The organism is Haloglomus salinum, from assembly GCF_024298825.1.
Taxonomy (GTDB): Archaea; Halobacteriota; Halobacteria; order Halobacteriales; family Haloarculaceae; genus Haloglomus; species Haloglomus salinum.
Map to the genome: position 1 here is coordinate 2169256 of NZ_CP101153.1, position 26891 is coordinate 2196146.

A 26891-nucleotide genomic window follows, 5' to 3' on the forward strand; every position below is an offset into this window, starting at 1 on the left:
TCATGTCCCGCTGGCAACGCTTCCCCTCCACCGCGGATTCGACGGTCGACTGCATCGCCTGCGGCGAGACCGTGGCCCGCTCCGACGCGCGCGAGTACGACCGCCACGGCGACCGCTGGGACCGCGACGACAAGCGGTTCGAGTACCTCTGCAAGCCCTGCGACGACGCGCGATGTCACCTGCCCCGCGACGGCCTCGAGGAGACGCTGGTCGAGGCCGGCGCCGGCGAGGTCGGCCGCGACGCGTTCCTCCGCTCGTTCCTGCAGCTCGACGGGCAGACGGCCGACGCGGAGTCGGATTGGTAAGTGGCGACCCGCTGACCGCCCCGGTTCCGGGGCCCCGCTGCGCTCGGCCCTCCCCTTCTCGGACTCGTGTCTTCCGAACGCGGCGCCCCGACCCACACACTCATCCGCCCGCTGCGCGAACCGGCGCCCATGAGCCGACTCGACGGCGAACGGATCGTGGTCACGGGTGCGAGCGCGGGACTCGGCGAGGAGATGGCACTGCGCTACAGCGAGGAGGGAGCCCGCGTCGCCCTGCTTTCGCGGAGCGAGGCGGACCTCCGGGCCGTCGCCGACGACGCGGCTGGCGAGACGCTCGTGCGTCCGACGGACGTGACCGACGCCGAGCAGGTCGGCGACGCTGTCGACGCCGTCGTCGATGCCTGGGGCGGCGTGGACACGCTGGTCAACAACGCGGGCATCGGCCTCCTCAGTCTCTACGGCGAGGGGCGGCCGTTCCACGAGATCGACGACGCGGACTGGCAACGTATCATCGACGTGAACCTCCACGGCGTCTTCAACTGTACGAAGGCCGTCGTCCCCCACATGCTCGACCAGGGTCGGGGGAACCTCGTGAACATCTCCTCGGGGCTGGGTCGATACGCGGCCCCCGGCTACGCGCCGTACAACACCTCCAAGCACGGGCTGGAGGGGCTGAACAAGACACTCGCGCTCGACTACGAGGACGCGGGTATCAACGCCAACTGTCTCGACCCCGGCGGCCGCGTCGCGACCGGGTTCTGGGACCACCTCCCCGCGGACGAACAGGGTGAGATCCTCGACGCGGACGTGATGAACGAGGCCGCGGTGCTGCTGGCCGAACAGGGTCCCGACGGCGTCACCGGCGAGTCGATGCCGGCCGACGAGTGGGAGGCGCGCCTCGGCTGAGGCTGGTCTGCGGCTGGTCCATGGGTGCTACCGGAAATTCTGCGTCGCGTAGACGGCGCCGTCCGTGTCGACGAAGACGCCGAGTCCCTCGGCCTCGAAGCGCTCCCGGAGGAGGTTCTCGCGGTGGCCGGGCGAGTTCATCCACCCGTCGACGACCGCGGCCGCGATGTCGGTCGCCGACGCCGTGGGGAGCGGGTGGCGCCGGGCGATGTTCTCGCCGACGCTGCGGTCGTCGTGGCCGAACCGGCGGTACCGCCCGGCCGCGTCCTCGCCGTCGGGCGAGGTGTGGTCGAAGAAGTCGCGCTCGGCCATGTCCCGGCTGTGCTGGAGCGCGACGGCGGCGAGGTGGTCGCTGTACGAGAGCGTCCCGCAGTCGTGTTGCTCGCGCCGCCGGTTCGTCGCCTCGTGGATGGCCCGTTCCATGTTCGCGGTGGTGTCCGCCGGGTGACGGTCGAGCGGGAGCTGGTACTTGCGCGGCCTGATGTCGTGCCCGCAGTCGGGACACCGGCTTGTCGGCGCGATACGCGCCCCACAGCCGCCACAGCGCCACTCGTCGTCTATCGAGAGAATCGCTCCGCTGCAGGTGCCGTCGTCGTGGTAGCTCACCCCGGGCGTCGCGCCGCAGTGCTCGCACTCGTAGATGGCGGCAGCGACCCCCTTCCGTTCGCGCACCATACTGGGACGAGGGCGACGACGGTATTGAATCACCGGGCGTGTCGGCCCGCTCTCACCGCTCCAGCCACTCGATGACGGTCCCGAACCCCTGCGTCTCGAAGCCGCCCTCCCCGTCCGGCGTGAGGTGCCCCGTCTGCTCCTGCGGGCTCCCCTCGTCGGGGACCGCGACGCCGAAGAACTCGACCGCCTGGTCGCTGTCGACGTAGTTGAGGACGTCCATCGTTTCCCTCGCCGTGCCGACGGTGAGGACATCCCCGAGCCGTTCGAGCAGCGCTTCGTCTCGGATGCCGGACGGGCCCAACCGCTCCTTGGCCCGTTCGAGCAGTCTGCGGTCGCTCCCCGCCTCGCCGGGGTCGTAGTCGACCAGGTCGACCGCGGTGGGAACCACCGCGGCCGACACGAACTCCTCGGTGGCGTGTTTCACATCTTGAGCGTCGTACGCCAGATCCTGGTCGACACGCTCGAAGACCGTGTGCAGGTTCAGCAGGAAGATGACCCGGTCGGCCGTGTAGTAGTGGTGGAGCAGGACCGTCTCCCAGTCGTCGGGTCTCGTCGGCGCGTGTCCGCGCTCGAAGTCCGGCCTGACATCGTTCTCGTATCGCTCCCGAACCGTCTCCGGGTCGGGCGCCGCGCCGGACCGAATCCGGGCGAGTAGCGGCGCGTCGGGTGACGGGTGGCGCATCCCCCAGCCCCGCGCCGGCGGGCGAACGGCCGAGATGGTCGCTCCAGGACGGGCGAAGGAGTCGCCGCGCAGGTCGAACGACACGGCGTAGCCGTCGCTCCCGGCTGGCGGATACTCCCGGCGGGTGAACAGCTCCTCGACCGCCCGCTTGTAGGACTCGGTATCCCCGGTGACGGTGCTGGCGAGGCTGAGCCCGTCCTGTTTGTCGACGTGGCGGAGCAGTCCACCGAGGAAGGTCGATGTTCCGCCCGACGGGCCGCCGATGACGAGTGTGTCTCCTACCATGTGGTCCCCCCAGAACCGGCCCCGTTGCCGGTCGCTGTGTGCTGGTCTCCTGCCCGCCGCCACTTATGATTTGAGGGCGCACGCCCCCGGGCGATTCCACGACAGAACGTATATGCGGGTCCCGCCTGGATGGTGGGGTATGGATGCGACACAGGCGCGCAATCACGCGCTCGTCGTCGCGCTCGGGGGGATGGCGACCGGGGTAACCTACCTGCTGTTCCAGCGGCTGCCGGCGCTGGTCATCTCCGGGACGTATCTGCGGGTCAATCTCGGCATCGTCTTCCTCCTCCTCGGGTCGACGCTGGCGACGTGGGCGCTGGCACAGGAGTACTGGTACGAGATCGCCGCGGAGTTCCTGCTGGTCTACGCGGCCACCAGCGTCGCCGCGTTCGCCGTGCTGGAGTTCTCGGTCGTGCCCGCGCTCCTGTTCGTGGGCGTCGGGGTGGCCGGGGGGGTCGGGTCCTGGTGGCTCGGGAGCCGTGTCGAGCCCGTCCTGAGCTACCTGCTCACGACGCTCCTGCTGACGATCTCGTTCGCGTTCGTCATCGTCTATCTCTCGGCGTCGCTTGTCGAGAGCGGGAACCTGAATCTGGTGCCGCCGTTCCTCATCTTCACCAGCATCTTCGCGGTGACCGCCTACGGGCTCCAGCAGGAAATCCGAGCGGTCGCCCCCTGACCGTCCCCGAACTTTCACGGCCCCCGGTTCCGAGAGGGGAGGTATGGGGCTCGACATCAACGCGAGCACGAATCTGGACGAGATATTCGTGGGGCAGGGGACGACGGCGAACGGCTCGGTGAACTTCGAGATCACCGGCCGGACCCAGGAGTACCCGCTCCACATCGCCTTCTGTGTCGACACCAGCGGCTCGATGAGCCAGGAGGTCGACGCCACCGGGCTGACCGGTATCGTCAAGTCAGCGCTCTCCGACTCGGACGGCCCGAGCAAGATGGACGTCGCGAAGGAGGGGCTGAAGAACGCCCTCGGCGAGCTCTCGCCCGACGACAGTTTCGGTATCGTCTCCTTCAGCAGCAGCGCCAGCACCGCGGTCAGTTCGACCAGCGGCAGCCGCGCTGGCGGGGTCGACTCCGACATCAACTCGATGAGCGCCGGCGGCGGCACCAGCATCGACGCCGGGCTGGACCGGTCCCGGGAGATGCTCAAGCGGATGCCCAGCGAGGAGGCCGTCGAGTGGATCGTGCTCATCTCCGACGGGAAGGGAAGCGTCCCGAGGGACCGGGACCTGCAGCGCAACTACAGCGACGAGGGCATCGTCATCCAGGCGGCCGGCGTCGGTGACGCCTACGACCGCGACCAGATGCTGTCGCTCGCCCAGCAGACCCAGGGCGAACTCGAGGACATCGAGTCCCCGAAGAACCTGGGCCAGTTCTTCAAGCGGGAGGTACGCAACGCGAAGCAGGTCGTCGCACTCGACGCCGAACTGGAGCTCCACCCCTCCGACCTCACGACCATCAACGAGGTGTACTACTCGCTGGCCGAGCAGACCAGTACCGTCGACCCGGAGTGGCGTGGCGACACCTGCGTCGTCGACCTCGGGGACGTGAACCACGAGAACCCGCCGGAGGTCGCCCTCGAGATGGATGTCGACGCCGAGGACGCGGACCCAGACCTGTCGGCGACGCTCGTCGAGGCCGTCCTCAGCACCCGCCGGGACAGCGCCCGCGACGAGATGACGACGACCGTCGACCTCTCGGGAATTGGTCCGGGTGGCGAAGATGAAGAAAAAGAGGAAGAGGCAGCCAAGCCCACCCCACCGGACCCGGATTTCATCGTCAAGAAGGTCTCGACCCTCTCACAGGACGGGAAACTCGACGAGGCCCGTCGCTATCTCGAGGAGAACAAGCAGCACCTCCCGGAGCGGAAGTACCAGGAGGCGAAGGACCTGATCGACGACGGGGACGTTTCGGGACTGGGCAAGCTCTGACCGGCCTCAGAGGACGCGGATGTTCGTTCCGGCCTCGGTGAAGTCGCCGTCGCTCTTCCGGGCGGTGATGCGCCGGTTCCCGACCTGATTCGAGAGCGTGATGTCTGCCTCGCCGCTGCCGTCGGTGGTCCACTCCGTGCCGGGCTGCATGCTCGAGACGATGGTTGCGTTCGACACGGCGCTTCCCGTGTTGTCGGTCACGCGGACGGTGACGGTGTCGCCAGGGTCGGGCAGCCCCTGCTGGAGCACGGAAATCTCCATCTCGCGGGTGAACTCCTCGATATCGACGTACTCCGTGTCGCTCCCGTAGTCGACCTCGTCGGTCTGTTTCGACACCTCGATCTGGAGTCGCCCGTCGTCGTCGAGCGAGAGCGTCGCCTCGCCGTTGCTGTCGGTCTCCGTGTCGTGGCCCCAGTTCGTCGTGACCGACGCGCCCTCCAGGTCGTTCCCGGCGCCGTCGACGACGTGGACGGTGAGGTCTGCCCCCTCCATCCGCTTGCCCTCGATGTCGGAGATGCGCAGGCTCCCATCCTTGCGGTCGACGTCGATGGTCACTTCGGCGTCCGGGTAGTGGCGATCCTCGTTCGGGGCCGATTTCGACGCCTCGACCGATAGCTCGCCGGCCGCGGTCAGTTCGAGGTCGACCTCGCCGGTCCCACCGGTCGTATCGCTCTCGCCGGCGATGGTGACCTCGGCGCCCTCGATGGGGCGACCGGACTGGGGCTCGTTCTTCTTGTTGACGTGGACGGTCACGGTCTCGCCAACCTCGTAGTCCGACCCCTCCACGAACAGCTCCATCTCGACGGTCTCCTCGCGGACCTTCAGGTCGGTCTCGCAGGGTTCGTAGGTCGCCGCGTCGTCGTCCGCCTTGGTGGCCTCGACGGTCCGGTCGCCGGTGCTACCGAACGCGTGGGTGACCGTCCCACCGTTCGTGGTTCCCAGTTCGGTCCCGCCGTCCGTCTCGACGGTCGCGTCGTCGGTCGGACTGCCCGCCGCCGTGACGGTGAACTGGACGTCCTCGTCGACCTCGACCTCGCTCGGGGCGCCGTCGAACGCCAGCGGCACCGTCTTCCGGTCGACCGTGACGACGGCTGTCGCGTCGTCGTAGGCGTCGGTGGTCGGCGCGGTGAACTGGACGGGTCCGTGGCTCCCGATGGTGAACGTCGCCTCGCCGCTACTCCCGTCCGTCTGGTCGGTGCCGAGTTCGGTCCCGTCGCGCCCGGCCTCGACCAGCGTCTCCACGGGGCCGCTGTCGCCCGTGACCGCGACGGTCAGCGGCTCGTCGACCGTCGGGTCGCTGGTCCGCACCTCGATGGAGATGGGTTCGTCGGCGGCCGGCGGCTCGTGGTTCTGCTCCAGCCACTTCCAGGCGGCCTCGATCTCCTCGATCGCGTTCGCACACCGCTTGAACTTCTCGTTGTCGTCGTCCTGGCGCGCCGTCCGCATCCGGCTCCGGTACTCCTTGATCAGGTCTTTCTTCTGCGACCTGAGGGCGGCCAGCGAGTCCATCCGGTCCCCCCCGATCTTCTCGTACGGGTCGTTACCGTTCAGTGGGTCGGCATCCCCCATCGTTGCGATTCAAGCAGGCGGTGGCTGATAAATGCCGCTCCTCTCGCTCCCCCGCCCTCCGGTCACTCGCCGTCGGTCGTCCCGTCGCCCTCGATAGCGCGCCAGGCGTCGTCGACCGCAGCCGTCGCGCGCAGGGCCTGCCGGAAGCGCCATGGCTCGTCCGCGTACGTCTCGGGCGTCAGGCGGGCGGTGTACTCGACGACCAGTTCGTCCCGCCGCGCCGCGAGTTCCGCCTCGGACGCGTCACGAGACAGCCCGAGCAGTTCGTACGGGTCCGCCGCCGAGAGGGCCGGTCCGTCGCTCCCCGGGTCGGCCGCTCGGTCGCTGGTGCTCTCCTGCCCGGCCTCAGGTTCGCTGCGCTCGGCCAGCAGTCGCTCGGCCGCCCGCTCGATCTCCTCGATCCGGTTCGCCGCCGTTTTGAACCCCTCGTTGTCGTCCTCGTGTCTCGCTTTCCGCATCCGATCGCGGTGCTCGTCCAGCAACCGGTCCCGGCGTGCCTCGATGGTTCCGGGGGCCGCATCCGCCGGCAGGTCGAGGGCCGCCGCCGCCTCGTTCGACGGTCCGTCCGTGTCGACGGGTTCGTGGTTCCCTTCCAGCCACTCCCAGGCCTGCTCGATTTCCCCGACTGCCTCCGCACTCTCTTTGAACGCCTCGTTGTCCCTGTCCTGCCGTACCTCGCGCATCCGGCTGCGGTACTCGGTGAGCAGCTCCTCCTTCTTCTTCCGGATGGCTTCGAGCGAGTCGTCGCGGGACACGCCCAGCACCTCGTAGGGTTCGTCCCCGGTGAGCGGGTCGGCGTCTGACATGGTCGGTTCGGGCGGTGCCGTCGGCTTGAGTGTTGTCCCGGACTCGGCCGCCGGCGGCAGTCGATGCCGGCGACCCCTGGGGTAGTTTTATTCGACTTTTGTGCGAGATGTCGCTATGCGAATCGGTATCGACCTGGGGACAGCGAACAGCGCGATGGCGTACCTCGACAGCGAGGCGGAGACGACGGAACTGATCCGGAACAATCTGGGAGACGAGTTCACGCCGTCGGCCGTGTTCGTCGTCCCCGAGGACGTGCCGGGCGAGCGAATCGCAGTCGGGGAGGCGGCACTCGCCCAGGGCCCGCAGTATCCCGAGCGGGTGCTCACCTATCCCATGGGAGATTTCGACAAGGAGGAGGTGACGTACTGGCTCGGAAACGAGGAGTTCACACCGACGCAGGTCGCGACGTACATCCTCGACTACCTGAAGCGGCAGGCCGAGCAATCACTCGACGAGACCATCGAGGGGGCGGTCATCACCGTTCCAGTCGAGTTCGGCGACAGGGCACGCAAGCGGACGGAGCGGGCGGCAGAGGCGGCAGGCTTCGAGGTCGACGAGATCATCGACGAGCCGACGGCGGCCTGTTTGTTGTACGGCCATCAAGAGGATGTCGACGGGACGCTACTCGTGTACGACTTGGGCGGGCGGCGGTTCGACGCGACGCTGGTCGAGGTTGGGGCGTTCATCGATGTAATCGCCACGGAGGGCGACGGAGTACTCGGTGGGGAGGACCTCGACGACGCGCTGTACGAGCACGTCAGCGCGAAGCTCGTCGACGAGGGCGGCCCCGACCCCGCCGACGCCCACGAGATGGACCAGGTCCTCCTCCGTGAGGAGGTTCAGGAGGCGAAAGAGGATCTCACGTATCTCGAACAGACGGCGTTCGTCTGGGAGAATACGGGGGTTGAGGTTTCCCGGAAGGAGTTCGAGTCGGTCATCGACGAGTACATCCAGCGGACCATCGACAGGACGGCCGCCCTGTTCGAGCGCGACGCCGTGCGGGACGAGGGCATCACGAGAGACGACGTCGACCACGTCCTGCTGGTCGGTGGGAGTACGCGCATCCCGCTGGTCCAGAAGCGCGTCGAGGAGTTCTTCGAGCAGGAGCCACGGTTCGACATCGACCCGGATACTGTCGTCGCCCGAGGCGCGGCGCTCCAGGCCGCTGAGTATCGTGACGACTTCCACTCCGATCGATCCGGGCATGGGGATGCAGACCTCCTGGCGTACAACATCGGCATCGAGTCGCACGCCGGAACCTTCATCGAGATTCTCGAGACGGGGGCGAGACTCCCCGCGGAGGTGACCGAGACCTACACGAACCCCGCCGACAACGCGACGGAGTTACCGATTCCACTCTGGGCGGAGGGCGAGGACGGTGAACCGGTCGACGAGGCCGGACGAGTGGGGGACATCGTCCTCGAGGGGCTTCCGAAGCGGCCGGCCGGCGAACTCCGTCTCGAGGTGACGCTCACGGTCCAGCACGACGGTAGCCTGCACGTCGAGGCCGTCGAGACGGGGACCGGAGCGACCGTCGAAGCGACCCTGGATATCGACGGTGACGACCCGTGGCCGGACATCGAGAACGAGGTGCCGGACCCCGATATCGAGGCCTTCGACCACTCTCGCCCCGGCTCCCGGGATGTGGATGCTTCCGACGGCTGACGGCGAGGTGGCGACCTGTCGCGGAGCTGTCGGAAACGTACCCGTCCCGCGGCTCCCTTTCTCCCTCGACCTGTGGGGTAATTTTATTCTTCCCCCGAGAGCACGTCCTGTGTATGCGGATAGGAATCGACCTGGGGACGACGAACAGCGCGATGGCGTACCTCGATGCCGAGGACGGGGGGACCGAAATGATTCAGAACGACCGGGCGGACGACACCACGCCGTCGGTCGTACTGATTGAGGAGGATGCCGACGAGGGGGACCAGATTACGGTCGGCGAGGCGGCACTCACCCGGCGCCGTATCAGCCCCGAGCGAGTCCTCGCTCGTACCAAGCAGGACATCGACAAGGAAGAGGAGGTGACGTACGAGATCGGTGGCGAGGAGTACACGCCCGTGCAGGCCGCGTCGTACATCCTGGGCTACCTGAAGGAACAGGCCGAGCAGTCGCTCGACGAGGAGGTCGAGGGGGCGGTCATCACCGTGCCGTACGACTTCGCGAACCGTGGTCGCCAGCGGACGGAGAAGGCCGCGGAGGCGGCGGGGTTCGAGGTCGACGAGATCATCAACGAGCCGACGGCCGCCTGTCTCTCCTACATCCACCAGGAGGATGTCGACGGGACGCTGCTCGTGTACGACCTGGGTGGTGGGACGTTCGACGCGACACTGGTCGAGGCGGGAGCGCTCATCAACGTCGTCTCCACGGAGGGTGATGGTGAACTCGGTGGCGAGGACTTCGACGACGCGCTGTACGAGCACGTGAGTCAGAAGATCGTCGACGAGGGTGGGCCCGACCCGGCGGACGCCCACGAACAGGAACAGGCTTCTCTCCAGAAGGAGGTCAAGGACGCGAAGCACGACCTCTCGGACCTCAACAACACGATGTTCGTCTGGGACGGGACCGAGGTGGAGGTGACTCGCGAGGAGTTCGAGTCGGTCATCGACGACAAGATACAGCAGACCATCGAGAAGATGGATGCGCTGTTCCAGAAGGACGCCGTGCAGGACGAGGGAATCGACAAGGGCGACATCGACAACGTCCTGCTGGTCGGCGGGAGCACGCGCATCCCGCTGGTCAGCGAGCGTGTCGAGGCGTTCTTCGAGCAGGAACCGAAGTACAACGTCGACCCGGACACGGTGGTCGCCCGGGGCGCGGCGCTCCAGGCCGCGGAGTACCGTGAGGAGGTCCCCGACGACATGACGGTGGACGTCACCATCCACAACGTCCTCTCGCACAACGTCGGCGTCGAGCTGGACGACGACACCTTCGACGAGATCCTCCCCGAGGACGTGAACGTCCCGACGGACGAGACGCGGACGTACACGAACCCGCGGGACAACATCTCGAAGATCCGGGTCCCGGTCTGGGAGAAGGCCGAGGACGGGGCGCCGGTCGAGCAGCCCGACGACGCCGAGGAACTCGGCGAACTCATGCTCGAGGGGATTCCCGAGCGGCCGGCCGGCGAACTCGACATCGAGGTGACGTTCGACGCGGGCCACGACGGCACCCTGCACGTCGAGGCCGTCGAACTGGAGACCGGAACGACCGTCGAGACGACGCTCGAGATCGGCATCGACGACCCGTTCCCACCGAGTACGGGCGACGGTGACCAGGACGACACCATCCCCCGTCCCGGTGACGAGTTCGACGCCTCCCGTCCCGGCGCGCAGGACGAGGAAGCCGCCGACGACTGACGCCGCCGGGCCACTCGTTTTTCGCGGCCGGTTCCGCGGTTCGTTTCTGCCACCCACCAGTCCCCCGACCGCCCGCCGTCGGTGCGATGTCGCCGAGGGGACCCGCTCAGAATTAAGTGCGTCCCCGCCCGTTCCACAGCCATGACCGATTCATCCCGCGGGGGGCCGCGGCCACTGGGTGTGGACCTGGGGAGTGCGACGACGACCGGCGCCGTCGTCGAGGCGGGGACACCACGGCTGCTGGAGGTCGACGGGCAGTCGGCCCTGCCGACGAGATTCGCGGTCACGACGGAGGCGGGCATCGTCGTCGGCACGGATGCGACGACGGCCGAGAGGGACGGGATGACGCCGCTCCCGTACCTCGGCGACGGCCCGACCGACGCGACGCCGGACGACCTGCCGCTGCCGGTGTTCCTGGGAGAACTCCGACGCACCTGGGTAGACGCCCTGGCGGACGGCCGCCCGGTGACCGACGGCGGCGAGGACCGGGACGGTGGCATCGACGATATCGAGGGCGTCGAACGGGTCGACACCGACGAGACGGCCGACGCCGAGGACGAGTCGGACGCGGACGCTACCGATGCCGACGCTGCCGACGACACCGATACCGACGCTGCCGACGCGTCCGAGGCGGACCGCGACGCGGACGCCGACGAGGGAACGGCGGTGAAGGCCCGGACGGACGCCGAGGCGACGGACGAGGCCGGCGATGGGGCGGACGCCGAACCTGCGACCGAGACGGAGACCGACGCGGCCGATGCGGAGACCGGCGCGGGCACCGGGGGCGCCGACGAGTCGGGCACCGAGGAGTCCGCGGACGCTGCCACGGACCGCTCCGACGCGGACGCTGCTCCGACCGCCGACACCGATGCCGGGGCCGGCACGGACGAGGGCAGGGCCGAACCCGCCACCGAGGACGACACCGGGACGCCGTCGCCCGGCGCCTTCGGCCCGACCACGATAACGGTCCCGGGCCCCTACGCCGCGTCGGACCTCGCGGCCGTCGAGTCGGCCGCCGAGGCCGCCGGCTTCGGCGACCCGCTGGCGGTCCGGGCCCCGGTGGCCGTCGCGGCGACGGAACTCCCCGACTGCGAGGACGAGCGGACCGTCGCGGTCGCCGACATCGGCGCCTCCTGGGGGTCGTTCGCGGTCGTCACGGTGCGGCCCGACGGCGACCTGTCGGTGGCCGCGCGGACCTCGCTGACCGACCACGGCCGCGAGACGCTCGACGAGACGCTGGCGACCTGGCTGGTCGACCGTGTCGGCCGCGACCACGGCGTCACGTTCCGGCTCGACGACGACGCCCGGGCCCGGGTTCGGGCGGCCGCACACGACGCCCTCGACACGGTCGCGAGCGGCGACGACGGGGCCGCGACCATCGACCTGGAGCTCTCGGAGGGCGTCGAGGTGGTCGAGGGTGGCGTGTTCGATGCGGACGCGCTGTCGCCCACTATCGAGCTGACGATGGACGACTGCTTCGACGCGCTTGCCGACCACCTCCGGGCGATACAGGGGGCTATCGAGGACCTGCTGGGGGCCGCCGCCGTCGACGACATCGACACGCTGCTCCTGACCGGCGACGGGACCCGGCCGGCACCGGTGCTGTTCGCCGTCGAGAACGCGTTCGACCGGCGGTCACAGCCCCCGACCGAGGGCGACCGGTACACGGCTGCGTCGGTCGGCGCCGCGCTGCTCGCGTCGGCCCGGGCGGAGGGCGGTGAATCCGTCGTCGACGAGACGTACGACCGGGACGTGGAACTCCACGCACTCGGCGAGTCCGGCCCCGAGGCGCGCCGCCTGGACGCGCCCGGGACCGGCCCGGGCAGGCCATGTCGGGCGGAGCTCGCTCCGGCCGCGGAGACGCAGCTCTCCGGCGCCTTCGAGCTCCAGTTCCGTCACCGCATCACCGGCGAGCGCGAGCACGCCGGGACGTACGTCTGCTCCGGCCTCCCGAGCGGGGCCGACGAGGGGCGGCTGACCGTCTCCTTCGACGCACCGGCCGCCCGACTCGACGCCGCGAACGCCGGCGATGCCGTGACTGTCGAGCCGGTCGCGGACGAGGCCGCACCCGAAGCGGACGCGAGCGCGACCGACGGCGGCGCCGTGCCCGACCGGGCTGGCGAGTTCACGTTCGCCCGTGACGACGAGGCCGGCGCGCCCTGGCTGGCCCACGCGGATATCGACCGAGCGGCTCTTCCCGCCTCCGAGCGCGGCGGCGACGACGGGCAGTCCGGACTCGATGCCCGCTCGGACACCGAGCGTGCCCTCGCGACCGTCGACGAGGAGTCCGTGGCCCGCGCGGCCTGGAAACTCCGCAACAAGCTCTGGAAGCAGGGCGTCCGGAAGGGCGACGGGATTCCAGGCGACGACCTCCAGCTCCTGTTCCGGGAACTCGACCAGAACCTCTCGATGGCGTCCGTCGAGATCATCGAACCGGAGCTCGGCTCGACACTGGACGACCGGCGCCACTGGGTCGTCGAGGCCCGGGAGACGGACGAGCCCACGGAGACGATTCTGGAGGTCAACTCGCTGGGCGTCGCCGTCGACGGTAACGTGCTCGAACAGGCCGAGGTCACCGTCGCGAAGTGAGCTGTCGGCGGGCCCGCTAACGGGGTCCGCTCTCCCCGGCTCCGGTTCCGCTCCCGGTGGCCTCCTCGTACGCGACCGTCGACCGGGTCCTGTCGATGCGGCGGACGGCCTCGCGGGCGACCTCCTCGCTCCGCGCGTCGAGTTCGGCGCGCAGGTTCTGCCGCAGCTCCGTCAGCAGTTCCTCGGTCACCTGCTCCCAGATGTGCTCGCGTCTGGTCGCCAGCTTCTCGTCGATGGCCGCGGCGACCTCCGGGTCGATATCGCTGAACTCGTGCGGATTGAGGAGTTCGAACTCCTCCTTCTCGTCGCCACCGCCGACGAGGTTCTGTACGCGCCCGGCGATGCCCCCGCTGTCATCCTCCTGTTCGTCCCGCAGCCGCCCCTTCTCGATGTCCTCCATGAGCTTCGCCGCTTCGAGCGGGTACCGATCGAACGCCCGCTCGGTCTCTTTCCGGACTGCCGCGAACTCCTCGGCCACGGCGTCCTCCAGCTGGTCGGTGTCCCGGACCAGCGCCCGGTCGAGCCGTCGCCGCGAGCGTAGTTCGTCGCGGTAGGTCGGGAGCGCGTCGATGGTGAGGGCGTTCCGCTCGGCGAGGTGCTGGACGGTCCGGACCAGTCGACGGTCCGGCTCGACCTGCTGTTGCTCTGCCTCCTCGCCGATGACATCGAAGTAGTCGGTCGGCTTTCGCTCGACCGAGATGAAGCTCAGTTCCGCGAGCGCGCCCCGCACGTTCCCAGCGAACTGGTCGAACTGCTGCAGCGGGGCCCGACACTGCACGGAGTCGCGCCGGTACTCCTCCCATAGCTGGGCGACGAACCTCGGGTCGATGTCGCCGGGGGCGCTGAAGCCGCTATCACGGCGTTCGATCTTGAATGTCTTCTCCGCTTCCGGTTCGGCTTCGTACGCATCGACCCGGCACTCCTCCAGCAACCGGGCGAGCCTCGGCAGGGGAATCTGGGCCGCCTCCTCCAGCGGCATCACGAACAGGTCGAAGTAGCCCATGCTCCCTTTGGTTCCCTCGCTCCGGCTGTCCTCGAATCCGAAGACGAAGGCGTCGCTGAACCCCTTGAAGAATCCGCCGTTCTTGCGTGTGAGGGCTGAATCGGCCGCGAACAACAGTTCCCGGAGCTGGTCGTCGTCGATCGGTAGTTTCGCGCCGCGCTGGTGCGAGAACGTGTCATAAACGGCGTGGTTGAGTGTCAAGGTCACTGTTCCAGCCATCGAATCACCTCCTCGAATCCCTGGACCTCGAAACCACCCTGTCCATCGTCGGTGAGGTCGCCAGTGTAGTTCGCCGGTGCACCGTTGTCCGGGACGGAGACGGCGAAGAAGTCGATCTCTCCGTTCGCCTCGACGTAGTTGAGGATCTCCTTTGCCTTCCTTGCAGAGCCGAGGCTGAGGTGCTTGTTCAGGTGCTCGAGCAGCTCCCGGTCCCGCACACTCGGTGTGATAAACTGGTTCAGAATCCCCTCCACGATACCGGTCTTGTGGGAATCGGGGTCGTACCCGTACCAGTCGACCGCGATGGGAACGACCGCGACGTCGGTGAACTCCTCGTTGGCGTGCTCGATCGCATCCTTCCCGTACACCAGTTCCTTGTCGTCGAGTTCGGCCACCTTGTAGAGGTTCAGCAGGAAGATGGCCTTGTTCGAGTTGTAGTAGTGGTGGAGGAACGTGGTCTCCCAGTCGTCGGGCGTGTTCGGCGAGATGCCGCGCTCGAAGTCCGGCTTGAGGTTGTTCTCGTAGTCGGTTCTGATGTCCTCCGGGTCGGCCGTCTGTCCCCGGTTGATCCGCTGGATGAGTGACAGGCCGCCCTTCTGCTGCAGGATCTCTCGCTGACTCTCGCCCGGCAGGTCGATGATGTTCACGGTGGTCCCGGGTCGGCTGAACGACTTCCCCTCCAGCTCGTACTCGGCGATGTAGCCGTCGGTCGTCTGGTTCGGGTACTCCCCGACGGTGAACATCTGGTCGATGACCTCGCTCTCGTAGTCGTCGGTGTTGCCGACCACGGTGCTGTTGATGACGAATCCGTTCGCCTTGTCGACGTGGTGGAGCAACCCGCCCGCGAACGTCGACTTCGCCCCGCTCTGCCCCGCGATAAGCATCACGCTGTTCCCTTCGTTCATCTATACCCCCCACGCTCGACCCCTGTCCGGGTGTGATGCATCAGTATGGGATAGCGAAGCGAGGGCTAATATTTCCTTCCCGTCGGGTGGTCCGTCTCTGTCGAAATGCGCCCGGCCTCAGGGAAGCGACTTCAGGTACTGGATGAGCGCCCCGCCAGCCAGTCGCGTCGGTTCGAGGAACACGGCGAGCCCACGGGCCCCCAGGGAGTCGTCCTGTGTCTTCTCCAGCTCCGCCAGCAGGATGTTCCGGTAGCCGTAGAGGATCGCGGTCAGCAGGAGTATCGCGATCAGGAAGTACGGCTGGCCGAGCGCGAGGAAGCCGGCCAGGCAGTAGGCGACCCCGAACAGGTACACCTCGTGGCCGAAGCCGGTCAGGATACCGATGAACAGGGTGTTCGACGGGTTGTTGAACCGGTAGTAGAGGAACCCACCGCCGACCACCATCCCCAGGTAGAGGCCGTTCATCAGGAGGTCCGTCGTGGTGATGAACGGCGGTGGGAGCAGTAGTGCGACGCCGACGGCCAGGCTCAACACCGCGTAGGCGTAGTTCCCGACCTGACTGTTGGCCTGCCACAGCGAGACGAGCAGCACGCCGAGGAACAGGAAGCCGATGCTGTACTGGAACCCGAAGACGAAATCCGGGAAGCCGAACGTCTGACGGTCGACGAGGAACCGGAACCCGATCGACGAGATGGCCAGCAGTACCCCCCCGCCGATGAGGAATCCCAGGTTCTCCTTCTCGTACCTTGAGAGCCCCATTCGATAACACGTCGCGGGCACGCGGTAATCAATCCACCGTCGACCGGCCGCCCGCCCGCGGTCCCGGGGCGGCCGCAGTGACCGTTATCGGTTCGCGGTCAGGGAATCGACTTCACGAGGCTCGCGATGCGAGCGATGGCGGCGTTGGAGAAGCTGATCGCCGTGAACACCGCCAGGTACGCGACCAGGCCGATGGTCCGGACCGTCGCGAGCGCCTGGTCGAGCGGCCCGGCAGAGGGAGGCCGCTCCCCGACCAGGGCCAGTCCGGTCGCGAACTCGCGGAGCTGCGTGTCGACGGTCGCACCGACCGTCGCGACCCACGTCCCGGACGGCCCCCAGGTCGCGACCAGCAGGGCGTAGAACAGGAAGCCCGCCAGGATGGCCGTCGACCGCTCGCGCCAGGTTCGCTTCACGCTCGTCACCTGCGCTCGCTTGCGCTGTACGTGGGCGAAGCCGTACGCCAGGAGCATACCGGCGCCGACGACGTTCAACACGTCCGTCAGCGGCGATGTGGCCTGGGCCTGAAGTACGAAGATCGGGAGTCCACTCATGTATCGAGTTTGTAGCCGCAGCTGCTGTTCGCACAGAACGTCGCGTCCGGGTCGTTCTGTTCGCCGCAGTTCGGACACTGGATACCGGGGGTGCTTCCGCCGCCGGTGGTGCCGCTCCCCGAGCCCCCGCCCCCGGAGTTGCCGCTGGTGGTGCCGCCTCCTCCGGAGCCGCCCCCGGAGTTGCCGGAGCCGCTGCCCGTGGTCGAGCCGCCGGTGTTCCCGGTGCTGGTCCCGGTTCCGGAGCCGCCGGTCCCGGTCCCCGAGCCGCCGGAGCCTGTTCCGGAGCCGCCGGAGCCGCTCCCCGTTCCGCGCCCGCTCGGCAACATCGATGCCGGGCTCAGGCCGTAGTGGCTCGCGACGGCTGCGACCGGTGCGACGAGCGCGAGCGTTCCCATGAGGAGCATGAGTGGCTCGAACAGGATGAGGAAGGCCGCCGTCACCCCGACAGCGAGCAGGCCGGCGAGTTCCGGGCCGCGGTTGAAGAAGTAGTCCGCGAGCCGGTAGCTCCCGACGAGCGTCAGTAGCGCCGCGATCGTCCCCAGCATCCCCACGAGCTCGGGCATGTCCCGTCCGTGGTTACTTCGACGCCGAGTATAACAGTTTGGTCCCCGGCCCGCCGCCGACGCCGGTCGTGTCTCCGGGATTTTTGTTCGGTCGCCGCCCACTCCGGGACGAATGCGGGACTACCGGCTCCTGCTCGTGGCCGCCCTCGTGCTGACTGCGGGGTGCACCGGTGGCTCCATCACTGGGGGGGACGCGACAATCTCCGACCGGGTCGACGGGGACTGTGACGACCGTCACAGCGAACTCGACCTCCGCCTGTCCCTCTCGTACACCGACCACGCCGACCTGTTCTCCGAGACGGACGCGGTCGTCCTGGTCGAGTACACGGACGGGGGGCAGTGGTCACGGGCGACGCGCATCGGTGATGCACCCAGCGGGGGTATCGAACGGACGATCTCGCTCACGGGGTCGGACTTCGGCGGCGTGGAGGGCCCGGTCCGACTGCGGGTCAGCGTACTCGACGACGACCTCATCAACAACCAGGACCTGGGGTCGGTTCCGGTCGGCGAGGTGGCCGTCGAGCCACAGCGGAAGGACCGCGGCACGCTCTCGGCGGGCTTCGACTGGCGTGGGGACCTCCGGCGGAACACCTCCGTCACCTTCGTGGCCGGGGACCGGTCGGACTCGGACTGCCCCGTCGTCTCCTACGACTGGGACTTCGACGCCGACGGGACCGCCGAGCGGGAGGGGCGGACGGTCACGTACCGGTTCCAGTCCGACGGATATCACACGGTCACGCTGACGGTCGCCGACAGTCGCGGCCGGGAGGCCAGTGTCGAGCGCGAGGTGCTCGTCGTGTTCGACCCAGACGGTGACGGCGTGACCAGCGCCATCGAGCGCGCCCGCGGCTCCGACCCCCGCGACCCTGACACGGACGACGACCTCTTCCACGACGGTATCGACCCGGCCCCCACGTCGCTTCTCGTTCCGACCGGGCTCATTCAGGGCGTGCTGTTCGCGCTGTTGTTCGGCGCGTTCCTGTACAGCACCCGTGACTCCTTGCCACCATAGGATGTCAAACCGTCCTAGGGTGTCAGCGGGTCCCTGAGCACCAGTACCGCCAGCAGCCCCGTCAGCAGCACCTGGATTCCGCCGAGCGGGAACCAGGCGATGTTCGGTAGCGGGTCCATCCCGTCGGCGAACAGGTCGCCGTCCGTGTCCGAGGCCCTCGGGTCGAGGCCCCGTTCCATCTCGGGGCCGTCCTCGACCCCGTCGCCGTCCGTGTCGGCGACCAGCGGGTCCGTCTCGGCATCGACCTCCTGGCCGTCCTGGAGGCCGTCGCCGTCCGTGTCGGCGACGGTCGGGTCGGTGCCGAGTTCGAGTTCGCGTGGGTCGTCGAGGCCGTCGCCGTCGGTGTCCACGGCGGTCGGGTCGGTGCCGAGTTCGAGTTCGCGTGGGTCGTCGAGGCCGTCGCCGTCGGTGTCCACGGCGGTCGGGTCGGTGCCCAACTCGACCTCGCGGCCATCGTCGAGGCCGTCGCCGTCGGTGTCCGGAACGCGCGGCCCTGTGTCCGTCTCCAGTTCCTGGCCGTCCTGGAGGCCGTCGTCGTCGGTGTCGGGGTCGGTGGGGTCCGCGTCGAACTCGAGTTCGCGGGGGTCCGCCAGGCCGTCGTCGTCGGTGTCGGTGTCGGCCGGGTCGGTGCCGAGTTCGAGTTCGCGGGGGTCGCCGAGGCCGTCGCCATCCGTATCCACCGTGGTCGGGTCACTCCCGTGGTCCTCGACCTCGGGACCGTCCAGCAGTCCGTCGCCGTCCGTGTCCGGGTCGAGGGGGTTCGTCCCGAGGGCCACTTCCCGACCGTCGGTGAGGCCGTCGTCGTCCGTATCGCGTACCAGCGGGTCGGTGTCGAACTCGGTCACCTCGCGTCCGTCGTCGAGGCCGTCCTCGTCGGTGTCCTCGTCGGTCGGGTCGGTGTCGAGTTCGAAGTACTCGCGGCCGTCGTCCAGTCCGTCGCCGTCGGTGTCGGGGTCGGTCGGGTCGGTGCCGACGTCCTCGACCTCTCGACGGTCCTCCAGCCCGTCACCGTCGGTGTCGGGGTCGGTCGGGTCGGTTCCGAGACGCTCGATCTCTCGGCCGTCCCGAAATCCGTCCCCATCGGTGTCCGGGGCGAGGGGGTCGGTGTCGAATTCGGTCACCTCGCGTCCGTCGGGTAGTCCGTCGTCGTCGGTGTCTGCGACCGTCGGATCGGTACCGATATCTCTCTCTCTCAGGTCATCGAGTCCATCGTCATCCGTGTCCTCGTCGAGTGGGTCCGTCCCCAGGGCCACCTCTTTCCCGTCGATGAGGCCGTCACCATCCGTATCCGTGGTCGTCGGGTCCGTCCCGTACTCGTCCACCTCCGGTCCGTCCAGCAGTCCATCGTCGTCCGTATCGGGGTCGTCGAGGTCGGTCCCTGTCGCGTTCTCCTCCTGATTCAACAGGCCATCGCTATCCGAGTCGACCCGGATGGGGATGTTCCTGGTCGTGCTGTTCGACCCGCCGTGCGAGTCGACTACGGTCAGCGATACCTTCGTCTCCCCCTGCTCCTCGAAGACGTGGGTGATTCGCTGTCCGCGCTTCTCGGGGGTGCCGTCGTCGTCCAGGTCCCACTTGTACTTCTGGATACTATCGCGGAGGTCACCGGGGTCCGACGCGGACCCGTCCAGCGTCACGTTCGAACCTGCGCTCGGCTCGGAGGGAGAAACACTGAACCCCGCCACCGGTGCTGTATTGGCGAAGACCGTCTGGTACGTGGTATCCGTGTGCCCGTCCTCGGTGGTGACGGTCAGCACGATCTCGTGAGCGCCACTAGTCTCGAAGGTTTTCGATACGGTCACCCCGAGAGCATCCGTGGTGCCGTCCTTGTCGAAATCCCACTCGTACGATTCGATCTCGTCGTTACACTCCTGCTCCGAATTCACACGGTTCGAACATGCCGCGGAGCTACTCGCGTCGAACGTGACTTCCTCGCCCACCATCGGGTCGGTAGGCTCGGTGACCACGCTGGCATCCGGTTCGTTATCAGCCGTAGCGCCCGCCGCGAGGCCCTGCGCAGGTGGCACCGTGATGCTGAGGAGTAGGACGAGAACTGAGACCAGGACGACGGCCCGCCTTGAATATCGAACACGGTCTGATATCTGCCGAGAGTTGCTGGTGATTCCCATACCCCCGAGCCCTCGTTGGCTCGTAGATAACTAAAACCTCATGTCTCACAGAGGAAGACGCCAGGGTCGAGTGATCGTATGGTGGATCGGGGCGAAGGTTTCGGTCCAACGGTCTACCGAGTTCCAGGAGCTGCGGTTGGGGGCCGACTGTAAGACGTATCGTTCGGTAGCGACGGACTGCTCGGCCGAGCGGCGGCGAAATCTCCCGTGGTCGCGACTCCGCTCCGCGGTCCGATACCCTTCGAACGAACACCTATTGTCGAGGGCAACGGTACGTCGACGTGATGGCCCGCTTGGAACGGCTCCGGGTGTTCCCACTGAAGGGGTTGGACGGTATCGACGTCGAGGCGGCCGAGATTCTCGAGGGTGGGACCCTGGAACACGACCGCGAGTTCGCCCTCTTCGACGACGAGGGGGACGTGGTCAACGGGAAACGGACCGCGCGGGTCCACGACCTCACGACCGACTTCGACCCCGACGAGGGTACGTTCCGGGTCGAGCCCCCCGACGGTGAGACGTACCGGTTCGACCCGGAGACGGAGCGCGAGCGTGCGGCTCGGTGGTTCGGGTCGTTCTTCGATGCGGACCTGACGCTCCGGCGGGACGCGTCGCTCGGGTTCGTCGACCGGCGCGAGATGGGGCCGTCGGTGATCAGCACGGCGACGCTCGAAACCGTCGCCGCCTGGTTCGACGGGATGACCGTCGACGGCGTTCGGCGGCGCCTCCGGGCGAACATCGAAGTCTCGGGGGTGGCGCCGTTCTGGGAGGACCGGTTCGTGGGGGGGACTGCCCCCGACTTCGAGGTCGGTGGCGTCCGGTTCGAGGGCGTGACGCCCTGTGGCCGGTGTGTCGTCCCCGAGCGTGCCCCCGACACCGGTGAGCCGACGCCCGAGTTCCGCCAGCGGTTCGTGGAGCGACGGAGGGAGACGTTCCCCGAGTGGGCCGACGAGGACGCGTTCGACCACCACTACTCGCTGATGATACTCACCCGTATCCCGGAGTCGGACCGCGGGGCGGCCCTCCGGGTCGGCGACGAGGTCACGACGCTGGAGTGAGTTCGGCGGAGGCGGGTCTCTCAGAACGGCGCGTCGGGAATGGTCCGGCTGTCCCCCTCGTCCTCCACGGGTCGCTCCGTCGGAGTGGATTCCACCGGAGTGCTGTCCTCGGGGTCGGCCGTCGCGTCGCCGGTCTCGAGGTACGTCCGCTCCAGCTCGCGGAGCTGGTCGTTGATGCCGCCGCTCTGGTGGTGCATCGGGGCCACACGGACCCGGACGAGGTCGTACTCGTGCCGGTCCGAGAGGGCGTTCCACGCCCGGAACGACCCGATGGTCAGCGTGTGGCTCTGCGGACAGAACGGGGTCGTCGGCGTGAACTCCGCACGGAGGACACGACCCGCGCCGTCGTCCTCGATGGCGTCGTCTTCCTCCTCGCGTTCGGCGTCCCCGCGCTCGACGGCGTAGCGGTAGCCGGCGTTCTCGTGGCGCGTGTCCAGGTTCAGCCGGGCGAGGTTGTAGTTGAATGTCATGTCGTACACCGTCCGTTCTTCGAACAGTGCCCGCGTCAGGCGGTGGAACGCCGCGTGCTCGCGCCCCGTCAGCACGTCGTGCCCTTCGAGGAACGGCCCCGGTTCCGGGAGGTTCCCGGGGACGAACTCGCCGTAGCGCTCGAACAGTGTGCCGCCGTCGCCGCCGAACGGGGATGGGAAGCCGGGCATGGACGCTCGTTCACTGCCGGCCGGCGTCCACCTGTCGCCGAAGATGTTCGTGTGGGAGCGGGGGCCCGACCCGGCCCGGCCCGACTCGGCTCGACCCGACTCGAACGGATTCGGCTGAAACCCCAACCCGGAGCGTCGCCACCGCGAGCATATGCAACTGCACTCGTCCGTGGCGAGCCGCCCCGGACTCGTCGCTGCCGGCCTGTGTTCGATGGTCGGGCTCCTGTTGCAGGGACCGGACGCGGCGGTCCTGTGGGCCCTCGTCGGCTACTTCGCGGCGAAGTCGCTCCAGAGCGTGGTCTGGACCTGGACGGGCGGTCCGAGCGCCTGATAGCGACCGGGCGTCGCACCACGTCGGCAGCCTGCCGGGGACGGAGGAGGAGCACGACCGCCAGCGGTCGTGTCCCACCGGCCGGCCGGTCGGGAACATGTTCGGGGATGCACGCAGGAGGTGTCGGTACCGTACCGTGACGTATGGGTGCGATTCCGGGAAACGTCGAGACGGACCAGCAGCCGCCGATGACGGTCCCGCTTCGGCACTTCGTCGTGGGACTCGGGTTCCTGCTCGGGGGCGTACTGGTCGGCCTCGGGCTCGCCGTCGACGCCGTCCCCGGGCTGGGGACGCTCGCGCACGTCCACCTGCTGCTGGCGGGCTGGATCTGCGTCACGATCATGGGTGCGATGACGCAGTTCGTCCCCGTCTGGTCGGGGCTCACCCTCCACTCGCGTCGCCTCGCGAACCTCCAGCTGGTGCTCGTCGGCGTCGGGCTGGTCGGGTTCGTCGCCGGGCTCGTCCTGGGCTCGCCGACGTGGCTGCTTCCGTTCGGCGGGCTCATGCTCGCGGGGTTCTGGACGTTCGTCTACAACATCGCCCGGACGCTGGCCGCGGTCGAGTCCTCCGACGTGACCGAGCGGCACTTCCTGCTCGCGCTGGGCTTCTTCGCCGTCCTCACGGTGCTGGGGTTCCTGCTTGCCGTGGGGTTCACACGGCCGCTGTTCGCGGATACGGTCGTCGACCGCACCGGCGTCGTGGGGGCCCACGCGACGGTCGCCGTCTTCGGCGCCGTCCTGACGACCGTCTACGGCGCCCTCTACCAGCTCGCGACGATGTTCACCCAGACGGAACTCCACGGGGTCGACGAGTACCTCCAGCCGGTCGAGGCGGTCGGCCATCCGGTCGGGGTCGTCCTCCTGGCGCTCGGTCGGCTCGTCGACGCGGTGGTCGTCGCACGGGTCGGCGCCGTTCTCGTCCTGGTGGCAGCGCTCGCCTTCGGGACGATTCTCGTGCGGAAGCTCTTCGAGATGCAGGTCGACTGGACGCCGATGCACACGCGGTACGCGGTTGCCGCCCCGGCGTTGCTCGGCTGGGCGCTCGTCACGGCGCCGGTGTGGTTGCGAGCCCCGACCGCGCCGGCACACCGGCTCGGCGCGCCCGGCGCGACCCATCTCCTCGTCCTCGGCGCCGTCGGTTTCGTCGTCCTCGGGACGCTGTACCACATCGTCCCGTTCATCATCTGGGTCCACCGGTACAGCGACCTGCTGGGCCTCGAGGATGTCCCGATGATCGACGACCTCTACGACGACCAACTGGCGGCGGCCGACGCGGCGCTGCTGGTGTCCGGGCTGGGTGCGCTCGTCGCGGCAGAGCGGCTCCGGCTCCCGGTGCTCGTCCAGGCCATCGGCGGCGTGCTGGTGAGCCTCGGGGTCCTCGTGTTCGGCACGAACATGCTACTGGTCGTCCACGAACACAGCCCACACTCGGTCGGCCATATCCTGTTCGGGGCACTCGACCCCCGCCGGGAACCGACGCCGGCGGAGGAGGCCGCGGCCGGCGAGTCGTCGCGGTGAGGTCGGGGCCGGCCATCCGTCAGCGGCCGCCTCGCCAGCTCCCCATGGCTGCCAGGGCCGGGTCAGTCGTCCGACCGGGGCGCGAGGACGAGCAGCGCGGTGCTCGTCTCGATGGCCTGCGGTGCGATATCCTGGTCGCCGTCGAAGCGGGCGACGGCGCCCGCCGTCAGTTCGTGCGTCTCCTCCCCGACCTGCAACTCGATGCGTCCCTCGACCAGGTAGAGGACGATCTCCCTGCCCGGGTGGCTGTGGGGAGCGACCTCCCCGCCGGCATCGAGCGTGAGTTTGATTGTCTTGGGTTCCGCGTCGGGGAAGACGTTCGCGTGGGGCTGTCCCTCCAGTTCGTCGAGGTTGTGGGTCGTTGTCATGGGTCGTGTGGGCCGAATTCGTTCCGCCGGAGTCCCTCGCGGACTGGCTCGTGCTCGGCGTCGGTGGGCGGCGGTGCGGTGACGAGCAGGGCCTCCAGTCGCGTGTCGGCGTCGGCCCTGACACCCCTGTCGGTGTCGGCCCCGACGACGACCACGTCGCCCGGTTCGACGCGGTGCTCCTCGCCGCCGTCGCGGACGCGTCCGGTCCCCGAGCGGAGGTGGACCGCCACATCGCTGGATGGGTCGTGGACTGGGATGAACTGCTCCGACTCGAAGTCCCCGAAGACGACCTTCATCCGGTCGCTGCGGAACCCCTCGACTGCCGAGAACTGCCCGTCGTCGTACGAGCGCTCCGCGTCGAAGTCGGTCGCCGTCATCTCTCCTCCCACTACCTCCCGGGTGAACCGGGGTGCTCGATGATGCGGTCCCGCCCTACTGCTTTAGGCATACCTAGATTCATGCAGGTTTGACTGGGGCGAGCGGCCCGAAAAGCGTTTGTCCGAATATGTTGCGCTCCGCGTGCCCGAACACCGTCGCCTGTCGAGCCAGATCCGGTTAGGCTCCAACCTGTCGGGCCAGCCCTTCGGGAACGAATCGTACGAGGCGAACCAGCTCCGGGACCACCCGGCGGCTCCCGAGGGGTGAACGTCTGGGGTGGGCCGGACTTCGTCACGCTGGACTCGGAGGAGTCCTGTCCCGTGGCCTCACGCGCCGGAACGGGTCGGGCACGGGTCGCTGCTCCCCGCCGGGCCACTTCTCACCCCGTGGGAACTGCTGTCCGGATTCATTCGTCCGGGAGACGGCCTCTCGTGTATGAACTTCGACGAGTTCACCGGCGAGGTACAGCACCGACTCGAACTCCCGGAGACCGGTGAGACCGTGCGCGCCACCCGGGCGACCCTGATGACGCTCGGGTCACGTATCCCCGCAGACAACGCAGAGGACCTGGCGGCCTCGCTCCCGATGGAGATCCGCTGGTACATGACCGGCGCCGTCACCGAGCACGGCCAGCACTTCGACTGGGCGGAGTTCGTCGAGCGCGTCGCCGACATCGAGCGTGCCGACCCGTCGGACGCGGCCTACCACGCCCGGGTCATCGTGGACCTCGTCAGAACGCAGGTTCCCGAGTCGGATTTCCAGCAGCTCCGTGACCAGCTCCCCGAGAGCGAGGACGACGAGAACTGGGGCAAGCTGTTCGAGGTGGTCGATTCCGGCGGCTGGAGCGAGCCCGCACAGGTGTAGGACGACCGTTCTCCCTCGATGGGACCCACCGGCAGACCTTTCGGTCCGCTGGCGGAGTCGTTCACCATGTCCAGAGCCACCTTCGAGGTGTACGAGGACCGGGAGGGCAAGTGGCGCTGGCGGCTCGTCCACGACAACGGCAACATCATCGCCGACAGCGGCGAGGGGTACGCGAGCCGGCAGAAGTGCGAGCAGGGCCTCGAGAGCGTCAAGCAGAACGCACCGGGGGCCGACGTGGTGGAACTCGACGACCCGCCCGAAGAATGACAATGACTGGCTGCACGCCGCGACAGCGGGCTCCGGATGCCCCCCGCGCCCCCACCGTCCACTGGGGGTCGTAGCGCAGCGATGTCCTCGCCGGTCGACACCGTCGCGGAGCGGCTCCCCGGGTCGATCGGACCGCTGCTCGGGACGCTCGTGACGGTCCTGCTGTTCCTGTTCGCCGTCCAGTTGCTCGGGACGGCCACCGACGCCGCGGCGCCGGTACTGGAGCGGCTGCTCCGCCGTGTTGTCGTCGGCGATGCGTCCGCGCTCGGACTCGGCTGGCTCGGGGCCTACGCGCTGGCCAACGGCTCGGTCGTCGCGGCACTCGGGCTCACGCTGTTCAGCGCTGGCCTCGTCTCCGTCCCGCAGCTGTTCCTGCTGGTCGTCGGCACGCGTCTCGGCGGGGCTGCCATCGTCGTCTTCATCGGCGCGCTGGACTACTTCCAGAAGGAGCGCTACTCCGTCCGCGAGTCGGTCAGCATGGGCTTGCTGACCTTCCTGGTGACCCACTCCATCTACCTCCCGGTCACCGTCCTGGGCTATCTCGCACTGCCCTCCCTCCAGACCCCGGTGGACGCGGTCAGTCGGAACTGGGCCGTCGGCATCCGGTCGCTGGCGTTCATCGACCCAGTCACGGAGGCCATCGTCTCCGTCCTCGGTCCGGCAGGTTCGTTCGTCCTGGCCATCGCGGTGCTGTTCGGGAGTCTGAAACTGTTCGACCGCATCCTCGCCGGCGTCGACACTGCCGTCCTCCGGGACCAGTTGTTCAGTCAGTTCGAGCGGACCTGGCTCGCCTTCGTCGCCGGGCTCTTCGTCACGGCCACCACCACCAGTGTCGCGTTCTCGCTGGGCGTCATCGTGCCGCTGTACAACCGCGGCTACGTGAAACGCGAGGAGCTCGTTCCGTACGTCCTCGGGGCGAACATCGGGACGCTGTTCGATACGCTCGTCGTGGCGATAGTCCTCGAATCCGCCGCCGGCCTCGCGGTCGTCCTTCAGGTCGTCGGGCTGGCGACGCTCGTGACACTGGTGGCACTGGTCGGCACCGACGCCTACACCCGGGCTGTCGTCGCCACCGACGACCGGCTCCTCGAGGAGCGCCGGCTCTTCGTGGCGTTCGTGGCCGCGCTGGTGCTGGTGCCGCTGGTGCTGGTGCTGGTGCCGCTGGTGCTGGGGTGAGCCACGGTCCAGACCCCCGGGAGTCGTGCGGGGGATTTACCGCTGCTGCCGGTCGAG

General features: G+C 68.4%; 27 protein-coding genes and 1 pseudogene. 14 read left to right on the plus strand and 14 right to left on the minus strand.

Translation table 11 applies throughout. The features are described 5' to 3' along the window. Nucleotides 1-2 precede the first annotated feature (2 nt). Entirely contained in the window at nucleotides 3-305 is a 303-nt protein-coding gene (locus tag NL115_RS10395) for a DUF7562 family protein (RefSeq protein ID WP_254829298.1), read from the plus strand. Between the two features lie 129 nt (nucleotides 306-434). Next, the gene (locus NL115_RS10400; RefSeq protein WP_254829299.1) at nucleotides 435-1169 is read left to right on the plus strand and encodes an SDR family NAD(P)-dependent oxidoreductase; all 735 of its coding nucleotides are present in this window, start codon (nucleotides 435-437) and stop codon (nucleotides 1167-1169) included. A 27-nt stretch (nucleotides 1170-1196) separates the two neighbouring features. Here the strand turns inward: NL115_RS10400 and NL115_RS10405 are convergent, their stop codons facing one another. Both NL115_RS10405 and NL115_RS10410 read right to left on the minus strand, forming a co-directional pair. Further along, a complete protein-coding gene (locus tag NL115_RS10405; protein WP_254829300.1) occupies nucleotides 1197-1844 on the minus strand; it encodes a CAP domain-containing protein in 648 nt (215 codons plus the stop codon). Nucleotides 1845-1896: 52 nt separating this feature from the next. Further along, nucleotides 1897-2811 (minus strand): hypothetical protein, encoded by a 915-nt coding sequence (locus NL115_RS10410; RefSeq protein WP_254829301.1) that lies wholly within the window; start codon nucleotides 2809-2811, stop codon nucleotides 1897-1899. Nucleotides 2812-2950: 139 nt separating this feature from the next. On the opposite strand from NL115_RS10410, the gene NL115_RS10415 reads away from it, so the two are divergent. Together NL115_RS10415 and NL115_RS10420 are read left to right on the plus strand one after the other, a co-directional pair. Then, entirely contained in the window at nucleotides 2951-3487 is a 537-nt protein-coding gene (locus tag NL115_RS10415) for a hypothetical protein (protein WP_254829302.1), read from the plus strand. 43 nt (nucleotides 3488-3530) lie between these two features. Further along, complete coding sequence (locus tag NL115_RS10420; RefSeq protein WP_254829303.1) at nucleotides 3531-4754, plus strand: VWA domain-containing protein; 1224 nt, start codon at nucleotides 3531-3533, stop codon at nucleotides 4752-4754. A gap of 6 nt (nucleotides 4755-4760) precedes the next feature. Here the strand turns inward: NL115_RS10420 and NL115_RS10425 are convergent, their stop codons facing one another. Further along, entirely contained in the window at nucleotides 4761-6323 is a 1563-nt protein-coding gene (locus NL115_RS10425) for a hypothetical protein (protein ID WP_254829304.1), read from the minus strand. Nucleotides 6324-6385: 62 nt separating this feature from the next. Continuing rightward, entirely contained in the window at nucleotides 6386-7129 is a 744-nt protein-coding gene (locus NL115_RS10430) for a J domain-containing protein (RefSeq protein ID WP_254829305.1), read from the minus strand. Nucleotides 7130-7244: 115 nt separating this feature from the next. On the opposite strand from NL115_RS10430, the gene NL115_RS10435 reads away from it, so the two are divergent. The 3 genes from NL115_RS10435 (at nucleotide 7245) to grpE (ending at nucleotide 13078) form a co-directional block, all read left to right on the plus strand. Beyond that, entirely contained in the window at nucleotides 7245-8795 is a 1551-nt protein-coding gene (locus tag NL115_RS10435) for an Hsp70 family protein (RefSeq protein WP_254829306.1), read from the plus strand. A 113-nt stretch (nucleotides 8796-8908) separates the two neighbouring features. After that, nucleotides 8909-10489, plus strand: a complete 1581-nt coding sequence (locus NL115_RS10440; RefSeq protein ID WP_254829307.1) for an Hsp70 family protein — start codon at nucleotides 8909-8911, stop codon at nucleotides 10487-10489. Nucleotides 10490-10630: 141 nt separating this feature from the next. Beyond that, nucleotides 10631-13078, plus strand: coding sequence for a nucleotide exchange factor GrpE (gene grpE / locus NL115_RS10445; protein ID WP_254829308.1), 2448 nt, complete (start codon nucleotides 10631-10633; stop codon nucleotides 13076-13078). A gap of 16 nt (nucleotides 13079-13094) precedes the next feature. Here the strand turns inward: grpE and NL115_RS10450 are convergent, their stop codons facing one another. The 5 genes from NL115_RS10450 to NL115_RS10470 form a co-directional block, all read right to left on the minus strand. Next, nucleotides 13095-14300: a hypothetical protein gene (locus NL115_RS10450; RefSeq protein WP_254829309.1), complete on the minus strand. Its 1206-nt coding sequence runs from the start codon at nucleotides 14298-14300 to the stop codon at nucleotides 13095-13097. After that, complete coding sequence (locus NL115_RS10455; RefSeq protein WP_254829310.1) at nucleotides 14285-15205, minus strand: hypothetical protein; 921 nt, start codon at nucleotides 15203-15205, stop codon at nucleotides 14285-14287. Before NL115_RS10455 ends, NL115_RS10450 begins: the two co-directional genes overlap by 16 nt. A gap of 117 nt (nucleotides 15206-15322) precedes the next feature. Beyond that, the gene (locus NL115_RS10460; protein ID WP_254829311.1) at nucleotides 15323-15964 is read right to left on the minus strand and encodes a hypothetical protein; all 642 of its coding nucleotides are present in this window, start codon (nucleotides 15962-15964) and stop codon (nucleotides 15323-15325) included. Between the two features lie 98 nt (nucleotides 15965-16062). After that, entirely contained in the window at nucleotides 16063-16515 is a 453-nt protein-coding gene (locus NL115_RS10465) for a hypothetical protein (protein WP_254829312.1), read from the minus strand. Continuing rightward, complete coding sequence (locus NL115_RS10470; RefSeq protein ID WP_254829313.1) at nucleotides 16512-17078, minus strand: zinc ribbon domain-containing protein; 567 nt, start codon at nucleotides 17076-17078, stop codon at nucleotides 16512-16514. The genes NL115_RS10465 and NL115_RS10470 overlap by 4 nt, the downstream gene beginning before the upstream one ends. A gap of 112 nt (nucleotides 17079-17190) precedes the next feature. Between NL115_RS10470 and NL115_RS10475 the strand changes: the two genes are divergently transcribed. Further along, nucleotides 17191-18090, plus strand: coding sequence for a PKD domain-containing protein (locus NL115_RS10475; RefSeq protein ID WP_254829314.1), 900 nt, complete (start codon nucleotides 17191-17193; stop codon nucleotides 18088-18090). A gap of 14 nt (nucleotides 18091-18104) precedes the next feature. On the opposite strand, the gene NL115_RS20790 is transcribed toward NL115_RS10475, so the two are convergent. Further along, a complete protein-coding gene (locus tag NL115_RS20790) occupies nucleotides 18105-19286 on the minus strand; it encodes a hypothetical protein (protein WP_434084021.1) in 1182 nt (393 codons plus the stop codon). Nucleotides 19287-19343: 57 nt separating this feature from the next. Beyond that, nucleotides 19344-20219 (minus strand): annotated as a pseudogene (locus NL115_RS20795) (PKD domain-containing protein); the annotation flags it as partial. Nucleotides 20220-20503: 284 nt separating this feature from the next. Between NL115_RS20795 and NL115_RS10485 the strand changes: the two are divergent. Further along, nucleotides 20504-21274 carry an MOSC domain-containing protein gene (locus NL115_RS10485; RefSeq protein ID WP_254829316.1) on the plus strand — a complete coding sequence of 257 codons (771 nt, stop codon included), beginning with the start codon at nucleotides 20504-20506 and terminating at the stop codon, nucleotides 21272-21274. A 20-nt stretch (nucleotides 21275-21294) separates the two neighbouring features. Here NL115_RS10485 and NL115_RS10490 read toward each other — a convergent pair whose 3' ends face one another. Then, nucleotides 21295-21933, minus strand: a complete 639-nt coding sequence (locus NL115_RS10490; RefSeq protein ID WP_254829317.1) for a DUF7998 family protein — start codon at nucleotides 21931-21933, stop codon at nucleotides 21295-21297. 151 nt (nucleotides 21934-22084) lie between these two features. Here NL115_RS10490 and NL115_RS10495 point away from each other — a divergent pair, with 151 nt between their 5' ends. Beyond that, nucleotides 22085-22264 (plus strand): hypothetical protein, encoded by a 180-nt coding sequence (locus NL115_RS10495; RefSeq protein WP_254824614.1) that lies wholly within the window; start codon nucleotides 22085-22087, stop codon nucleotides 22262-22264. A 143-nt stretch (nucleotides 22265-22407) separates the two neighbouring features. Further along, complete coding sequence (locus NL115_RS10500; RefSeq protein ID WP_254829318.1) at nucleotides 22408-23781, plus strand: hypothetical protein; 1374 nt, start codon at nucleotides 22408-22410, stop codon at nucleotides 23779-23781. A 62-nt stretch (nucleotides 23782-23843) separates the two neighbouring features. Here the strand turns inward: NL115_RS10500 and NL115_RS10505 are convergent, their stop codons facing one another. Further along, a complete protein-coding gene (locus tag NL115_RS10505; RefSeq protein WP_254829319.1) occupies nucleotides 23844-24149 on the minus strand; it encodes a cupin domain-containing protein in 306 nt (101 codons plus the stop codon). Then, nucleotides 24146-24526, minus strand: coding sequence for a cupin domain-containing protein (locus NL115_RS10510; RefSeq protein ID WP_254829320.1), 381 nt, complete (start codon nucleotides 24524-24526; stop codon nucleotides 24146-24148). Before NL115_RS10510 ends, NL115_RS10505 begins: the two co-directional genes overlap by 4 nt. Nucleotides 24527-24962: 436 nt before the next feature. Between NL115_RS10510 and NL115_RS10515 the strand changes: the two genes are divergently transcribed. From NL115_RS10515 to NL115_RS10525, 3 genes are all read left to right on the plus strand, one after another. Further along, nucleotides 24963-25391, plus strand: a complete 429-nt coding sequence (locus NL115_RS10515; protein ID WP_254829321.1) for a DUF2267 domain-containing protein — start codon at nucleotides 24963-24965, stop codon at nucleotides 25389-25391. A 66-nt stretch (nucleotides 25392-25457) separates the two neighbouring features. Next, nucleotides 25458-25658, plus strand: a complete 201-nt coding sequence (locus NL115_RS10520) for an HVO_2922 family protein (RefSeq protein ID WP_254829322.1) — start codon at nucleotides 25458-25460, stop codon at nucleotides 25656-25658. 81 nt (nucleotides 25659-25739) lie between these two features. Next, the gene (locus NL115_RS10525) at nucleotides 25740-26834 is read left to right on the plus strand and encodes a sodium:phosphate symporter (RefSeq protein WP_254829323.1); all 1095 of its coding nucleotides are present in this window, start codon (nucleotides 25740-25742) and stop codon (nucleotides 26832-26834) included. Nucleotides 26835-26891 lie beyond the last annotated feature (57 nt).

Bases quoted from the DNA above. Each gene is read 5' to 3' on its own strand.
- NL115_RS10410 (WP_254829301.1), bottom strand. From the start codon at position 2,811: ATGGTAGGAGACACACTCGTCATCGGCGGCCCGTCGGGCGGAACATCG.
- NL115_RS10475 (WP_254829314.1), top strand. From the start codon at position 17,191: ATGCGGGACTACCGGCTCCTGCTCGTGGCCGCCCTCGTGCTGACTGCG.
- NL115_RS10465 (WP_254829312.1), bottom strand. From the start codon at position 16,515: ATGAGTGGACTCCCGATCTTCGTACTTCAGGCCCAGGCCACATCGCCG.
- NL115_RS10490 (WP_254829317.1), bottom strand. From the start codon at position 21,933: ATGCCCGGCTTCCCATCCCCGTTCGGCGGCGACGGCGGCACACTGTTC.
- NL115_RS10455 (WP_254829310.1), bottom strand. From the start codon at position 15,205: ATGAACGAAGGGAACAGCGTGATGCTTATCGCGGGGCAGAGCGGGGCG.
- NL115_RS10440 (WP_254829307.1), top strand. From the start codon at position 8,909: ATGCGGATAGGAATCGACCTGGGGACGACGAACAGCGCGATGGCGTAC.
- NL115_RS10510 (WP_254829320.1), bottom strand. From the start codon at position 24,526: ATGACGGCGACCGACTTCGACGCGGAGCGCTCGTACGACGACGGGCAG.
- NL115_RS10460 (WP_254829311.1), bottom strand. From the start codon at position 15,964: ATGGGGCTCTCAAGGTACGAGAAGGAGAACCTGGGATTCCTCATCGGC.
- NL115_RS10395 (WP_254829298.1), top strand. From the start codon at position 3: ATGTCCCGCTGGCAACGCTTCCCCTCCACCGCGGATTCGACGGTCGAC.
- NL115_RS10500 (WP_254829318.1), top strand. From the start codon at position 22,408: ATGGGTGCGATTCCGGGAAACGTCGAGACGGACCAGCAGCCGCCGATG.
- NL115_RS10485 (WP_254829316.1), top strand. From the start codon at position 20,504: ATGGCCCGCTTGGAACGGCTCCGGGTGTTCCCACTGAAGGGGTTGGAC.
- NL115_RS10400 (WP_254829299.1), top strand. From the start codon at position 435: ATGAGCCGACTCGACGGCGAACGGATCGTGGTCACGGGTGCGAGCGCG.
- NL115_RS10525 (WP_254829323.1), top strand. From the start codon at position 25,740: ATGTCCTCGCCGGTCGACACCGTCGCGGAGCGGCTCCCCGGGTCGATC.
- NL115_RS10405 (WP_254829300.1), bottom strand. From the start codon at position 1,844: ATGGTGCGCGAACGGAAGGGGGTCGCTGCCGCCATCTACGAGTGCGAG.
- NL115_RS10435 (WP_254829306.1), top strand. From the start codon at position 7,245: ATGCGAATCGGTATCGACCTGGGGACAGCGAACAGCGCGATGGCGTAC.
- grpE (WP_254829308.1), top strand. From the start codon at position 10,631: ATGACCGATTCATCCCGCGGGGGGCCGCGGCCACTGGGTGTGGACCTG.
- NL115_RS10415 (WP_254829302.1), top strand. From the start codon at position 2,951: ATGGATGCGACACAGGCGCGCAATCACGCGCTCGTCGTCGCGCTCGGG.
- NL115_RS10520 (WP_254829322.1), top strand. From the start codon at position 25,458: ATGTCCAGAGCCACCTTCGAGGTGTACGAGGACCGGGAGGGCAAGTGG.
- NL115_RS10430 (WP_254829305.1), bottom strand. From the start codon at position 7,129: ATGTCAGACGCCGACCCGCTCACCGGGGACGAACCCTACGAGGTGCTG.
- NL115_RS10495 (WP_254824614.1), top strand. From the start codon at position 22,085: ATGCAACTGCACTCGTCCGTGGCGAGCCGCCCCGGACTCGTCGCTGCC.
- NL115_RS10505 (WP_254829319.1), bottom strand. From the start codon at position 24,149: ATGACAACGACCCACAACCTCGACGAACTGGAGGGACAGCCCCACGCG.
- NL115_RS10420 (WP_254829303.1), top strand. From the start codon at position 3,531: ATGGGGCTCGACATCAACGCGAGCACGAATCTGGACGAGATATTCGTG.
- NL115_RS10470 (WP_254829313.1), bottom strand. From the start codon at position 17,078: ATGCCCGAGCTCGTGGGGATGCTGGGGACGATCGCGGCGCTACTGACG.
- NL115_RS10425 (WP_254829304.1), bottom strand. From the start codon at position 6,323: ATGGGGGATGCCGACCCACTGAACGGTAACGACCCGTACGAGAAGATC.
- NL115_RS10515 (WP_254829321.1), top strand. From the start codon at position 24,963: ATGAACTTCGACGAGTTCACCGGCGAGGTACAGCACCGACTCGAACTC.
- NL115_RS10450 (WP_254829309.1), bottom strand. From the start codon at position 14,300: ATGGCTGGAACAGTGACCTTGACACTCAACCACGCCGTTTATGACACG.